Genomic DNA, 14259 nt, shown 5'->3' with positions numbered 1-14259 from the left:
GGGTAATGATCTTTGCTACGCAAAGAGCCTACGATTACGGCTCCGCCATCTACGGCAATTTCGCTCTCTACAGGTATGATCTTTGCTACGCAAAGAGCCTACGATTACGGCTCCGCCATCTACGGCAATTTCGCTCTCTACGGGTCGCGAAATTCCCATGCCGTTCGGAACACTTCCTTTGCTTCCGCAAATTGAATCAACTTTGATAAAAACGGATCTTCCGACAAAGTAGAACTATCTCCGATGCACAAAAGCAGATCGCGTGCGCGAGTCATCCCGACGTTGATCCTTCTGGATTCTTTTAAAAAACCCGAGCGGCCTTCCGTGTTGGAACGAACAAACCCGAGAAGAATACAACGATTCTCCCGTCCTTGAAACGAATCGATCGTGGATACGCTAATCTTGGTAAAACCGGCTTCTTTCAATTTTTCGGATATCAATCGAACCTGCGCTCGATAGGGAGAAAGAATCGTAATCTCCTCCTCGGACCAGTCGTTTTCCTTGAGCGACTCACACAGGCGAACCTGAAGATCCGCTTCGAATGGATTGGTAAGACTGTCGTCTACCGCGATTTCCTCGCTGTCTGTTCCGGCCGTGTCGATCCACTGAAACGCATTCAAAAAAGGGAATGTTTCCGGAAACGTGGAACCTCGTTCCTCTTCCGGACGACCCGATCGCAAATTATTTCCGTAAAATTCCCGAGAAGGAAACGCGGCGATTTCGTCCTTCATTCGATATTGCGTGTCGAGCAAAAATACGCGACCGGAAGTTTCCAATCGTTCCGCAGCCTTTTCAAACAGCGTCAGTTCGAGAGAATTCTTTTCCGAAAACAAGGTCGGGGGAAGCTGCTTATGATCTCCCGCCAAAATCACACGATCCGATTTCAGGATCGGAATCCACGCCGCGGGTTCGAGCGCCTGCGAAGATTCGTCTAACACGCAAAAGTCGAAGTTTCTTCCTTCGAGCACCGTTTTTGCGGACGCGACCGGCGTGGAAACGATCACGGAATGAGAGGAAATCAAACTGTCCACCAATCCTTTTTCCATGGATCGAATCGTTTTCTTGAGTTCTTTTACTTCCGCAAACAGATTCTTCCGTTCTTCCCTTTCCTTTTCACCGAAGTTGCGTTTGAACTTTTTCGCCTGTTTGGAAATTTCAATGACATCCTTTCTGTATTCGCTTAACAATTTTCCGTCGGGATGATGAAATAGTTTGTAGTCGAGGGTCGTATGTAGAGCGGCTTCGCTGATTCGGGCGGGATGCCCGAGACGTAGAACGGGAATTCCCCGCTCCGTAATCGATTCCACCAATAGATCGCAAGCGGAATGAGTCGGCGCGGAAACGAGAACCGTCTTTTCTTCCGCTACGATTTGACTTACAATTTCGGTTAACGTTGTCGTTTTTCCGGTCCCAGGAGGACCGTGGATGATCGTCACGTCTTCGGTAAGAACCGCGTGGAGCGCGGCGTTTTTTTGGGATTCGTTCAAAGTTCCTGTCATTCTTCCTAAAACGCGGGAACGATCCCCGTCTCGAAGTGCGATCGGATCGGGCTTTCCATATCCGAGCAGTAACTCTCGATTTACGTACAAACGCGTTCCCTTGGTCGCTGCGGATAGGACGTCTAACGCGGAAAACATTTCCTTATAAGAGGTTTCGTCGGGCAAAAGATCCAAAAAGCACTTTCCTTCTTCCACCCATTCGGGAACCTCGTCGATCGCGATCCGGATCCTTTCTTTATGCAAAGAAACTAATATTGCTCGAGCTCGATCCTCGTTCTTTCCGATTTGAACGGGCGCACCGGACTGAAACTTGGCGGGATATTCTTCCTGATCGGGAAAACGAAAGGTCAGAATCCAACTTCCTTCCCTTCCGAGAGATTGTTCTTCGTAGACAAGAGGATATAACGTGATCCCGAGTTGAACTCGATCCTGCAAGGCACGCGAAAGCCAGTCTTTGGAAAAGAGGGAATCCTCTTCTTTTTTCTCCCGCTCCAACTCGGTTCGAACGAACTCCAACTCCGCAAGGGAATCGGAGAATTTCTGTTCTTTCAAAACCGGTCCGGAGAAAGGACTACGATGCGGTAGACCTGAGATTTTTGGTCGTCTCTTGTAGGAAGCCCTTCCGCAAACCGGATCGCGCTCGCAAGAGTCGTTCCCGTGGTTTGTCCCGCGAAGATTCCTTCTTTTTGATAGAGATCGGATTGATATAAAAGCGCTTGTTCCCGATCCACCCCGACATATTCGTCTACGATTTTCGGATCAAAGGACTCGGGTAAATGAATTCCGGATTCGTGTTGCACCATCTTACGAATAAATCTGGATTTTTGGCTGACACCCATGATGACACGAACGGAGGACTTCTTGGATTTTAAAAATCTTCCGACACCGGATATCGATCCGCCGGAACCGCCGCCCGCAATAAACGCGTCCACGTTTCCGCTGAGATCTCTCCAGATTTCGGGCCCCGTAAAAAGGAAATGTGCGTTTGTGTTCGCCATATCCTTGTATTCGTTTAGAATGACGGTGTTCTTTTCTTTCTCTTTGAGTTCTTTTGCTTTTTTTAAAAGAGCGTCGTCCCAGTTCCCCTTCGCTTCGGGAACGATGTCCACGTGCGCGCCGAAGGTTTGTAAGTCCTTGATCTTTTGCGGATCGGTATCGCTCGCCACGAGACAACGAAACTTATACTGACGAATCGTGCAGATCCACGCGAGACTGATCGCGGTCGTGTTGTATCCCGGTTGGATCACTTGTCCTCCGGGTTTTAATTCTCCCCTTCGTTCTGAGGAAAGAAGCATGGACAATGCGGTTCTGTCTTTTACGGAGCCGGTAGGATTGCAGAATTCAGCTTTGAGATAGAACTCCACGTTGGGGATATGAGAACCGATCTGATTCAATCGGATGAGCGGAGTGTTTCCGATCATCTGTAGAATCGTTTCTTTTACGGGTTTCGCTACGCTGAGCTCCCGTCCAAAAGATTTCTGAATGTTGTTCAGCGCGCCTAGGAAACTATTTCCAAACTCGTCTATCGAACGGGATATTTCATCAAACATAGGTTTTCGGCAGAATTATATAGCGTACAACCAAGGTTCAACTTCTTTCTGCTTTTTTTCAAACTCCCCGATCTTACTTTCCTGTTTCAAGGTCAGACCGATATCGTCGAGTCCGTTGTAAAGACAGTATTTCCGGAAAGAATCCACCTCGAAAGAGTATACTTTTCCGGTCGGTCCGGTGACGGTTTGTTTGTCCAGATCGATTTGGATTTTTGCGCCAACGTTAGACGAAACTGCCTGAAAAAGTTCCTCCACTTCCTCCGACTTGAGAATCACCGGAAGCATTCCGTTCTTAAAGCAGTTGTTGAAAAAGATATCCGCATAGGAAGGAGCGATGATCGAACGAAACCCGTAGTCTTCCAGCGCCCAAGGTGCATGCTCTCTGGAAGAACCGCATCCGAAGTTGTCTCTGGTGACGAGAACGGAAGCGCCCTTGTATCGTTCCTGATTCAGGGAGAATTCGGGATTCGGTTTTGTTCCCGCGTCGTCCAAATATCTCCAGTCGTGAAAGAGATGAACTCCGAATCCGGTGCGTTCGATCTTTCTTAAGAATTGTTTCGGAATGATCTGATCCGTGTCGACGTTCGGTCTATCGAGTAAAGCCGCGACGCCGTTCAATACAGTAAAAGGTTTCATAATATTCTTATATTCCTATCGATTATTTCCAGTTTCGGATGTCTACGAATCGGCCTTCGATCGCCGCGGCCGCCGCCATTTCCGGTCCTACGAGATGCGTTCTTCCGCCTTTTCCTTGACGACCTTCGAAGTTTCGGTTCGAAGTGGAAGCGCAACGGTCGCCCGGTTCGAGAACGTCGTCGTTCATCGCGAGACACATGGAACAACCCGGATTTCTCCATTCAAAACCGGCCGCTGTAAAGATCTTATCTAAACCTTCCTGTTCCGCTTGGCGTTTGACTCTTCCCGAACCGGGAACCACGATCGCTTGCACCTTGGAAGAAACTTGTTTTCCTTTGATCGTCGCCGCCGCGGCTCTTAAGTCTTCGATTCTGGAATTGGTGCAGGAACCGATGAATACTTTATTGATCGTAATGTCTTCGATCTTTTCACCGGGAGTTAAACCCATGTATTTGAGCGCGGATTCGATTCCGATCTTGTCGATCGGATCGGTCGCGTCGCTCGGGCTCGGAACGGTTCCTTTGACGGAAACGACTTGGCTCGGAGAAGTTCCCCAGGTCACCATCGGTGCGATTTCATCCGCGTGAAGAATTACGGTCGTGTCGAACTTGGCGCCTTCGTCGGTCACGTAGTGTTTCCACTTCTTCACCGCGAGATCCCATTCCGCTCCCTTCGGTGCGAAGTCTTTTCCTTTGATATAATTGAACGTGATTTCATCCGGAGCGATCAGTCCCGCTCTTGCACCGGCCTCGATCGACATGTTGCAGATCGTCATTCTCGCTTCCATGCTGAGGGCTTGGATCGCGGAACCCCGATACTCGATCACGTAACCGGTCGCACCGGCTGTCCCGATCTTACCGATGATCGCGAGAATAATGTCCTTCGCGGTGACCTTATCGGAAAGTTTTCCGTCTACGCGGATCTCCATCGTTTTCGCTCTTTTTTGAACGAGGGTTTGGGTCGCGAGAACGTGTTCCACTTCGCTGGTTCCGATCCCAAACGCGAGCGCGCCGAACGCGCCGTGTGTGGACGTATGAGAATCTCCGCAGACGATCGTCATCCCCGGATGAGTCAAACCCATCTCGGGAGCGATCACGTGAATGATTCCTTGATCCGGATTTTGAAAGTCGTAAAGACGGATTCCGTTTTCGTCGCAGTTCTTTTTTAAGGTCTGCATCTGAATCGCGGAAATCGGATCGGCGAGGCTGAGATCCCGAGTGCGAGTGGATACGTTATGATCCATAGTGGCAAAAGTCGCCTCGGGACGGCGGACTTTTCTGCCCGCGAGTTTGAGTCCTTCGAAAGCCTGGGGGCTTGTAACTTCGTGAATGAGATGACGATCGATATAAATTAAATACGATCCCGCATCCAGTTCTCCAACCAGATGGTCTTCCCAGATTTTTTCGAACATTGTCTTCATTGGATTCTAATTCTCCCCGAAAGAAATTCTTTCGGACTTTGTGGATTGGATTTTTTTCTCGCAATTGAGAAAGGACATCCGCCTGAATTTCCATCGTTGGGAAATCGGGTCTTTTCGTCTACCCGGATCTATTTTAAGCGAAGTAGAATGGATTTGGAAGATCGAAACTTTTAACGAGCTCGAAAAACGTAGACCGTTTTGCCGAGGCTGATCTCGTCGAAATCATACAACACGCGCGGACGGAGAATTTTCTTTCCGTTTAAATATGTTCCGCCGTCGGAAATCAGATCATACAATACGAAACGGTTTTTGATCTTGCGGATTCTAGCGTGCAGTTTACTGACCCCTGGATCGGCGACCTGGACGTCTGAAAATTCCCCGTTGCCGAGAGTGGTTTCGGCCTTACGGATCGGAACCTGTTTTCCGGGAGAACGTCCTTCTTTTTGAATCAGAGTCGCAAGATCGTAGGCTTCGGCCGCATCGAATTCGGTTTCGCTCACCGGCAAGGAACGGGAAACGTAAACCCCTTCCGGATTCGCATACGGGGAAGAATGAAACTGATCCCCATACATTCTTTGATAGACTTCCCGTTCTTCACCGCGCGCGTGAAAGCGGCGTTCCGCTTCTCCACCACTTGGGTCGGAAGGCTCGTCCGCGTCTCTTTCCTTACGGAACAAAAGCAAAAGACCGATCAAAGTAAGAATGAGCAGAAATCCGATCGTGGGTAAAAATACACCCGGGCTCAAAAATACGAATCGAAGCTGTTTGCTGACGCCGGGTTTGTATGTGTACGTGAATTTCCCTCCCTTGGAAGATTCCCAATCTCCCCGAATAAAATCCCCTTCTCCTTTCCAAAAATCGTTTTGAAAGGGAGAATCGTACTGAATCTCGGCGGGATGTTTGTGAAAGTATTCGAGATCCGTTAAAAACTTAGAAAGAAAGTCCTGAGATTCCACATCGTAGAATTCTCCGCCGTAAATCCGAACGAGTTCGAAGTTGGAAAAATTGCGTCTACCGATCACTTGCAAGGGAAGACCGGATGTGGACAAACCTTGTCTGAGTCCGGGAGGAAGTTTATACTCGTTGTCGGAAACAAGAAGCGAAAGATAGGATTCCCTCGTTAAAATCGCATTCACTTTTTGAAATACGAGATCCAAATTGGTTCCGGTGTTTCGATTGCTAAGAGAACCCGGGACGCGGGCTTTTGCAAGAGCCGCTTGACGATCCAAGTCCTTTTCTACTACGAGCAGATCGTCCGAAAAAAAGATAAAACTGAAATGGTCCTCCTCTCCGGAAGCCTGCACGACCTTTTGTAAAAAGCGCGTGTTGAAGTTGTTTTCTTCCAGAGAAGTTCCGGATTGAATTAGAAAAACGGAATGTACGGGGAGACTTCCTTCTTTACGAAAAACCTTCGGCCGGAGAACGGTGCGGGTTTCCGATCCTCTGGATTCACGGATCAGAAAATTCTCCCGTTCCAAAGGAAACTGCTTTTTGTCTCGGATCGAAAGTCGAATCGACGGAAAGGAAGAGGTGTCCGCTTCTTCCATGATAAACGGAGATTTCTGCGCCCAGAGCGGCGTGAAAAATAAAATCAGTGTTAGGAGAACCGCATAACCCATCGTTCGCACTCGACTATCTTATAGATCAGGCCCCTTGTTCAAACAGTTTTTTTCCGTAAGCGGAACGGAGTTTCCATTCTCCGGTTTGCGGTCTTGTCAGAACTTCGGCCCATTCTCCCTGATAGAGGATACTTATAGTATCGGCTATGGCGCGGACGATGGAGATTTCGTGCGTGATAAAAATGACGGAAAGTCCCCTTTCCTTTCTAAATTTTAGAAGAAGTTTGAGGACTTCCACCTCGCTGATCGAGTCGAGGGCGGCCGTAGGTTCGTCGGCGACGACAATTCTAGCGCCGGAATAAACCGCCAAAAGAATCAGAATTCTCTGTCTTTCCCCTCCGGAAAGATGGCCGGGCAGCGATACAAAGGCTTTTTCCGGATCGTGAATCTGGATCGAATCGAGGAGAGGTAAAATTTCCTTCTTGTGAGCGACGGAAGGATTGGTCAGCGAAAACGCTTCGATCATCTGCAAACCGGTTTTTCGATACGGATGAAAACCCCAGATCGGGTTCTGAGGAACCAAGGCGATTTTTTTTCCGCGGAGAACCTGCCATTCCCTTTCGGTGAGGTACCGCGCGTCCTGACCTAACAACGAAAAACGATCGGACCTTTGAAAGAGTTCCTTGTCCGTCATTCCCAATAGGCAGGACGCGAACGTGGACTTACCGCTTCCGGATTCGCCCACGATACAATGAACCTCTCCCTCTTTTAAAGTGAAATCGATTCCTTTGAGAATATGATGACCCGGTGTCGAAACCTTCAGATTGGAAATTTCAATTACGGGAGAAATCACGAATCGGCGTCATTCCATTTTGAACAAATTGTATTCCACGATGCTGCAAAGGATATGTCCGATTAAAATATGGGATTCCTGGATTCTCGCGGTCACGTTGCTCGGAACGATTACGTCCAGATCCGAAAGGTTCCTCATCTTTCCGCCGTCTCCGCCTAACAACGATATGGTTTTCAAACCTCTGGTTTTCGCCTTTTCCAGCGCGAGCAAAACGTTTTTGGAATTTCCGCTCGTGGAAAGTCCGATGAGCAGATCCCCTTTTTTTCCGAAGGCTTCGATCTGTCTCGCGAATACGTCTTCGTATCCGTAGTCGTTCGAACAAGCGGTCAACACCGCCGAATCCGCGGAAAGAGAAAGAGCCGGCAAAGCCTTTCTTTCGTTTCCGGATTTGTATCGAACAACGAGCTCCGCCGCGATATGGGACGCGTCGCAGGAGGAACCTCCGTTTCCGCACAGAAAGACGGTGTTTCCTGTTTGTAAAACCTTGGAAACGATTTCTCCCGCCTTGGTTATATCGTCCAAGATCGTATCGATACATTTCTGTTTGGTGGCTACGGAATCCCGGATTTGTCCGAGAGTGATTTCCTTAATATCCATCTAGTTGCTTCCTCTTTTTTTACGGATCTGTTCGAGCACTTGAAAGAATTCCCTCTTTGCCTTTTCGAAATCCTGTAAGGAAAGATTTTCCGTATACGGAGAATTCTCCTTTTGATTTCCGCTCACATTCAAAAAATAAAGTTCGTCCGAGACGATGCTCTTGAGCCGCTTTGTAGAATTAGACTGAAAGAATTGTTCGAACTCCGGTCCCATATACACAAGAAGTACGGCGACAATACTCGGTTTCAGACGAATAAAAATCTGCTGTTTCCAAAACGGTTCCCAGTTGTAAAAGTCCTTCCACGTTTCTTGGGAAGAAGCGGATTCTCCGTATAAAACTTTCAGGTCTTCGTCGATTCCTTCGGGTTGAAATCGGGAAAATACGCTTTTTAAGTCGGAATGTTCGTAGGAAAGAATTCGGTTCAACTCCGCTTCGGGAATCACAACGACTCCTGAAATCTTCTCCCCTTGCAGGCTCAAAAAATTTCCGGTCGAAACGACGAGGGAATATTCCCTTCCGGATTTTTCCTTTCCTTCGAGACGGAAAAGTTTCGGACCGTTCTTTAGAAGTTTATAATATTTCGTTTCGTGAACGAGACCGCCCGTTTTCTTTCGGGTGACGAAGAAACGATCCGCCTTTTCCCGCAGTTCCGCGAGTTCGCGTTTGTAACCGTAACTTTCCCGAACCGGAAGCGTTTCTTCTTCGTCGGAACCTTTCTTCCGTTTTTTTCTTCGAAAAAAGGAAAGGAGTTTTGCGAAAAACGACTTAATTACCATAACTCGATTTTACGTTGGAAGGTCGTTCCGTGATTCCTTTCTGAAGCTCGTATTGTTTCGCGTCCTTTAAGAACGTGGAATATGCCGAGGAAACCGCGATGACCCAACCGGGAAACCCGTCCAAAAATCCGAACTTAAAAAAATACGTTTCCACGAACTTGGAAAACGGTTTGTAGATCGTTCGAAGAACGGAAAACTTCTTTCCCTTTCTTTGTCTCGTGTAGGCTACGATCGAGGAGAACTGATTGATCGTGTTCACTTGATGGGCGAGATCCGTAAAACTGTAGTGAATGATGTCGCCGTGAATCCTGCTTCCGTTTCCTTCGATGCTGATATAGTCGTGAGGATTTTCCCCGACCCAAACGGCCTGACCTTTGCGGAAGATGCGATATCGATATTGAGGATACCAACCGCCGTAACGGATAAATCTTCCCATGTGAAAGGTCAAACGGGAAACCTGCAAACCGCCGAGATCTCCGTCGTCCGGTTTTTGTTTGAAAGTAAGAATCGAATTCTTCAGTTCCGGTGAAACCCGTTCGTCCGCATCCAAAGAAAGAATCCAATCGTATTTGCAAAGAGAGATCGCGTCGTTCTTCTGTTCGATGTGACCTTTGAATTTTTGTTTATAAAACCGGACGGAAGGAAAAGACTTCGAAATCTTTTCGGTGGCGTCCGTGCTGATCGAATCTAAGACGACGATCTCATCGGCTATGTCGATGCAGGAACGGATACAATCTCCGATGTTGCGTTCTTCGTTGTAAGTGATGATGGCGACCGAAAGTTTTTTTCCCATCAGAGCGGAAGGGGCTTCCGTTTTTTTTTGTGCTTTCTTTTTCTTTGCTGGAATTGATTTTCCCATCTGTTCGATTGATTCCCGGAACCGGTTCTTTTTTCTAATGGTAGAATGAATTCTTTCTCTGTCATTGGTTTTTTTAAGGGAAAATGAAACGATCTTCGGGGGCATTCAATTGAAAGAACGGATCACAAACGTACTCCAAACTCTGTCCTTGGTTTCTCTCGGATTATTTCTTTTGAGCTTTCCTCAATCCGTCAGTGTCTCTCAGATTTTCGGAGGACTTACGATCGCATCCGCCTATCCCTTGTTCTTTCTCGACTCAGAATCCTGTACAACCTGGAAACGAATTCGAATTCCGTTTTTGCTTTTTTTCGGAATTTATCTTTGCCTTTTTGTCTCTTCCCTTTGGCACGCGGATCGCTTCTCCCCTTTCTTTCAAAAGTTTCTAAAACAATCCGAGTTTGGAGATTTTTGGATGCTTCTTTTGTTTCCCGCTTCGTTTCTGGTGGCTTCTAAAGAAAAGAACCAAATCGTTTTGAAACGATTTCTCTTCGCGTCCGCTTCGATCGCGATTCTGTTGGGCTGCATCAGTTTATTTTCCGAAATACGAATCGGGAAATTCGTCGCCAACGGATTTCGCTACGCGCCCGGCGATCGCCTTCAACATTTTTCGGGGAACGTCGGTCCGATCAAACTCTATCTTCCCCTCGGAATGATGAACACGCACCTTACGTTCGGAGGTCTTTTGGGAATCTTCCTACCCGGACTTTTCGTGGATTGGTTTCAGTCCGTAAAAAGGAAACGGGATTTAACGCTGTTTTTCAAAACCCTTTTGGTATTTGCAGGATTTGGAATCTTATTTTTCAACCAAAGCCGATCGGTTTGGCTCGGAGTTTTTGTGACGTTGTTCTTTCTTCTGGTAAAAGGAACCTTTGGGATCCGAAAAAATCTCCCGAATTTTTCCGTACGCAAAAGAATTGCGACCGGACTGGTTTTACTCGGCGTTTTGATTTCGGCGGGATATTTATTCCGAACCAATTGGCTGATCCAAAGATCGATTTCTCAAATATTCGAAGTTCATAATACGGAAAATCAGCGATATTACATCTATAAAAACACGATTCCATTGATTCGAGAACATTGGTTTGCGGGAGTCGGCGGAGGCAATTACAAGGATTCCCATTGGAAAGAATCCGCAAAGATGATTCAAGCGAACGAACAACTTTGGTATGAACTGTATATCACTCCGAGAGGACACGCGCACAACGATCTTCTGCATTTTTTTACCACCGGCGGAATTTTCGCGGTCCTATTGTTTCTTCTGTTTTGGGGAAGAATGTTCTCGAACTTCTTTCGTTCCGATTACTCTTCCATACAAGGAATTCCGATTTTGGCGATCGGAATTTTAAGCCTGTTTCCGGCCGGATTCTTTCAGTGTTATCTTTTGGACGACGAGGTGGTTCTTCCCTTTTTCGTGTTTTGCGGAATCTTTTTGGGAGGACGGCTCGCGATAGTCCATCCGAAGGATTCCAGCTCCGTTTCGAATCGAGTGTCGACGCTTTCCGATCCGCGGGAAACGACGGGATCGATTTTCGGCACGGAGGAAACATCCCCGCCGATTCTAAGCGTATCTCCATCGTTCGGAAGTGTTGATCTTTTCTCCTGGATCTACAAAAACCGACTTTTTCTCGTTCAGATTCTCGCGTCGATCGGCGTTCCGATTCTTCTCTATTGGTTGTTTTGGATTCCTCGTTTGTATTTGGAACCGCTGGAAGTTTATAACCGAAGAGTTCGTTCTTCCGAACCCGCGCTGATTAAAGAAGTACAAAAGAATATTCTAAAATTCGAATCTTTCAGAAATGCGCCCGAATCGATCTTAAATCGGGATTCGAGCGGCGCCGACGACGACACTTCGCCTTCCCACCCGGACGATTCGGCTTTCGGTTCAGGACGATTTGTCTTTGTTCCCTCGGGGCTCGGTATAGAGCAGGCTTCTCTTCCGTTCCAGGTGGAAGGTTGTCTAACGCACCGATATCCGAATCCGCCTCTTCCTCGCAGAACACCGTTTAGCTTTACGATTTTTCTTCCGGAAACTCCGAAGAATTCTCCCAAAACCGCGGAGATCACGATCGTATCTCGGGATTCTTTCGATCAAGACCGGCTCTACTGGGCGCACGGAGAAGCGGATCTGTTTACGATCCATGTCGCATTAAAAAGCGGAGAAAATCCGATCCTGGTAGGCGGAGGACTTCTCGAGACGACTCCCCGGGAATTTCCGAACGAAGTTTTTTTCCGCGATTATAGAATCCGTTTTTCCGGTTTTGAAACGGGAAAACCGATCGAATTTCCGAAACTGTATTTTGGGAAGATTTGCGATACGGTGCTTCCGTTGCCGCAATAGAGGAAGAAAAAACCGTTGGTACCTGGAGCGAGACTCGAACTCGCACGCGATTGCTCGCACAGGATTTTAAGTCCTGGGTGTCTACCATTCCACCATCCAGGCAGATACAAAACAGTGAGGCGTCGCCCGGATTCGAACCGGGGATCAAGCTTTTGCAGAGCCATGCCTTACCACTTGGCCACGACGCCGTTATAGGGTATGATTTTAAGGGAAAGATCAGTGTCAATAGAAAAGTCCATATGAGGCAAAGAAGAACCTATTTTTATCGGATCGACGGACGAGGAAGACTCTTCCACGATTTTTCAGAACTCAAGGATCCCGCGTTTCTGGATTTTTTTATAGAAAGAATCCGAAAGAACGACACGGGCGAACATTCCGAGTATCCGTTCCTTTCCGTTTGCAACGGAGAATGGAATTTCATACAACCTGCGACGACGATTTTCGTATTTCGAAAATTGGAAAACGGAAATCTCTACTATTCCCCGAGTCATTCCGTTTCGTTTCAACCGGAGAATCTCAAGGTCTTTCACGAGTCGCTCGCTCATCCCGCCCCTCTCGACGAATGGGGTTCTTTTTCTTCCGAACTTCTTCTCGAATTTTCCAAACGAATTTTACAGCGAGAGAATCAACTTTTCCTGGAATACGAAGGAAAAAACTTTTTGATCTCAAAAGAGGATTCTCACTGAATCGTAACGGGAAATTCATTTTCAGCACAATGTCAAAACAATCAAACTAAGCCCAGACGATTTCAGCAATTACGGATTGTATAACATCGTCGAAGCGGGTTTTGATTAGAATTTCAAAATCAAAGCAGATTTTAGCCGTTCTTACATTTCAAAATCTAAGTAGATCGCGCAATTCTTGCATAAAGAAACGCCCTTCTTTAGTTCACTCCATTAGGATTTTCTTTCAATTTCGATTTTATTTCCGAATACAAAGGCACCGCCGATTGAACAAACAAAAGAATGCTTCTCTCTTTTAAAGCGAAGCAATAGAACGGATTAGTCCCTTCCTCTTTCAACGCCAAACAAGAGGTCTCAGCGTAACACAACAAACATCGGGGAGCAAAGAATATGTTCCACAGAAAGATTATAAAACTCCAAACTATAACCCAAGGATCAAATTTAAAATTCGAATTTAATCCTGAGCGGATTCCTAAAAATAGAAATTCAATCTAAAATAGTAATTTATAATTATTGAATATAAATTTCAGAGTCACGGGATTTCAATCTTCAATTCTGCTTGCAGATTTTCATTTGCCAAGAATTGTGAATCACCTTTTCATCGGAGGAAATTATTAAAGAATGTTATCTCAAGAAGATATGGGCGATCTCATCGGCCCCTTATCCATCAGCGTAGCGACGCGAGATGGAGAACGAAGACCGCATTTCGCAAGAGGATTCGGAATTCGACTCGAAGAAAATCAGAAACAAATGACCGTTCTGATTCCGAACGTCGTCGTATCACAATGTCTGAAAGACATAGAGGACAACGGACAAATCGCCGTTACGGTCGCACACATGTCTTCCTTTCAAACCAGACAATTCAAAGGAAACGTAATCCGTAAAAGCGAATGCGTGGACTCCGATTACGAACTCATGACCGCCGTTCGAAACGCCGGCTCGGAAACGAGTGCGATGTTCTTCGGACCAAAGGCGGGGGAAGGCTGGGGAAAATACATTCTTAAACCCGCAACCGCAATCACATTCGAATTGTCGGAACTTTTCGACCAATCGCCCGGAGCCAAAGCGGGGGAAAAACTGAAATGATACCGGAAACACTACAACCCTGTCTTCAAGGAATCGTTCCTAGCATCATGGTAACTTCTTCCAAGGAAGGGATTCCGAACGCAACCATCGTAAGCCAAGTCTATCAGGTGGATTCTTCTCATGTGGCGATCTCGAATCAATTTTTCGGGAAAACGCATATCAATTCCGTGGAAAACCGTTACGCAATGTTGCAGGTTTTGAATCCCGAAACCCTCGAACCATGGATTTTAGAGATCTACTACCAAAGAACCGAAACCGAAGGCGATTTGTTCGACGCGATGGAAATGCAGTTGGAAGCGATCGCATCCATGTCGGGGATGAGCGAAGTGTTCAAGTTGAAGGCGGCCGATATATTCGAGGTACGCTCCGCGAGAATTCTTTCGGAAGCGAAGGAAGCATAAC

13 protein-coding genes and 2 tRNA genes are annotated in these 14259 nt (G+C 47.0%); 4 read left to right on the top strand and 11 right to left on the bottom strand.

The features are described 5' to 3' along the window. Positions 1-137: 137 nt before the first annotated feature. The 9 genes from LFX17_RS08500 to LFX17_RS08460 all read right to left on the bottom strand — a co-directional run bounded on the left by LFX17_RS08500 (position 138) and on the right by LFX17_RS08460 (position 9750). A complete protein-coding gene (locus LFX17_RS08500) occupies positions 138-2051 on the bottom strand; it encodes an AAA domain-containing protein (protein WP_238746078.1) in 1914 nt (637 codons plus the stop codon). Beyond that, positions 2048-3049: a PLP-dependent cysteine synthase family protein gene (locus LFX17_RS08495; RefSeq protein ID WP_238746076.1), complete on the bottom strand. Its 1002-nt coding sequence runs from the start codon at positions 3047-3049 to the stop codon at positions 2048-2050. The genes LFX17_RS08500 and LFX17_RS08495 overlap by 4 nt, the downstream gene beginning before the upstream one ends. A 15-nt stretch (positions 3050-3064) precedes the next feature. Continuing rightward, positions 3065-3685, bottom strand: coding sequence for a 3-isopropylmalate dehydratase small subunit (gene leuD, locus LFX17_RS08490; RefSeq protein WP_238729870.1), 621 nt, complete (start codon positions 3683-3685; stop codon positions 3065-3067). A gap of 22 nt (positions 3686-3707) precedes the next feature. Continuing rightward, positions 3708-5105 carry a 3-isopropylmalate dehydratase large subunit gene (leuC, locus tag LFX17_RS08485; RefSeq protein ID WP_238729869.1) on the bottom strand — a complete coding sequence of 466 codons (1398 nt, stop codon included), beginning with the start codon at positions 5103-5105 and terminating at the stop codon, positions 3708-3710. Between the two features lie 170 nt (positions 5106-5275). Next, on the bottom strand, positions 5276-6724 hold the full coding sequence (locus tag LFX17_RS08480) for an FHA domain-containing protein (protein ID WP_238747725.1): 1449 nt from the start codon (positions 6722-6724) through the stop codon (positions 5276-5278). Between the two features lie 25 nt (positions 6725-6749). Then, on the bottom strand, positions 6750-7517 hold the full coding sequence (locus LFX17_RS08475; RefSeq protein WP_238729868.1) for an ATP-binding cassette domain-containing protein: 768 nt from the start codon (positions 7515-7517) through the stop codon (positions 6750-6752). A 9-nt stretch (positions 7518-7526) separates the two neighbouring features. Continuing rightward, entirely contained in the window at positions 7527-8114 is a 588-nt protein-coding gene (gene gmhA, locus LFX17_RS08470) for a D-sedoheptulose 7-phosphate isomerase (RefSeq protein ID WP_238746074.1), read from the bottom strand. Then, a complete protein-coding gene (locus LFX17_RS08465; protein ID WP_238746072.1) occupies positions 8115-8891 on the bottom strand; it encodes an LBBP_01157 family protein in 777 nt (258 codons plus the stop codon). Next, positions 8881-9750, bottom strand: a complete 870-nt coding sequence (locus LFX17_RS08460; protein ID WP_238746070.1) for a glycosyltransferase family 2 protein — start codon at positions 9748-9750, stop codon at positions 8881-8883. The genes LFX17_RS08465 and LFX17_RS08460 overlap by 11 nt, the downstream gene beginning before the upstream one ends. A gap of 109 nt (positions 9751-9859) precedes the next feature. Here LFX17_RS08460 and LFX17_RS08455 point away from each other — a divergent pair, with 109 nt between their 5' ends. Next, the gene (locus LFX17_RS08455; protein WP_238746068.1) at positions 9860-12088 is read left to right on the top strand and encodes an O-antigen ligase family protein; all 2229 of its coding nucleotides are present in this window, start codon (positions 9860-9862) and stop codon (positions 12086-12088) included. Between the two features lie 16 nt (positions 12089-12104). Here LFX17_RS08455 and LFX17_RS08450 read toward each other — a convergent pair. Continuing rightward, positions 12105-12190, bottom strand: a tRNA-Leu gene (locus LFX17_RS08450). A gap of 15 nt (positions 12191-12205) precedes the next feature. Further along, positions 12206-12276: transfer RNA gene (locus tag LFX17_RS08445), tRNA-Cys, on the bottom strand. Between the two features lie 51 nt (positions 12277-12327). Between LFX17_RS08445 and LFX17_RS08440 the strand changes: the two genes are divergently transcribed. The 3 genes from LFX17_RS08440 to LFX17_RS08430 all read left to right on the top strand — a co-directional run bounded on the left by LFX17_RS08440 (position 12328) and on the right by LFX17_RS08430 (position 14258). Continuing rightward, complete coding sequence (locus LFX17_RS08440; RefSeq protein WP_238746066.1) at positions 12328-12774, top strand: DUF4505 family protein; 447 nt, start codon at positions 12328-12330, stop codon at positions 12772-12774. Between the two features lie 618 nt (positions 12775-13392). After that, on the top strand, positions 13393-13857 hold the full coding sequence (locus LFX17_RS08435) for a hypothetical protein (RefSeq protein WP_238746064.1): 465 nt from the start codon (positions 13393-13395) through the stop codon (positions 13855-13857). Then, on the top strand, positions 13854-14258 hold the full coding sequence (locus LFX17_RS08430) for a pyridoxamine 5'-phosphate oxidase family protein (protein WP_118956697.1): 405 nt from the start codon (positions 13854-13856) through the stop codon (positions 14256-14258). Before LFX17_RS08435 ends, LFX17_RS08430 begins: the two co-directional genes overlap by 4 nt. Position 14259: the final 1 nt, after the last annotated feature.

The sequence above is a fragment of the Leptospira sanjuanensis genome (genome assembly GCF_022267375.1).
Lineage (GTDB): Bacteria > Spirochaetota > Leptospiria > Leptospirales > Leptospiraceae > Leptospira > Leptospira sanjuanensis.
The sequence above is the reverse complement of the archived record's forward strand: the minus strand, read 5'-3'. Positions and strand labels throughout refer to the sequence as shown.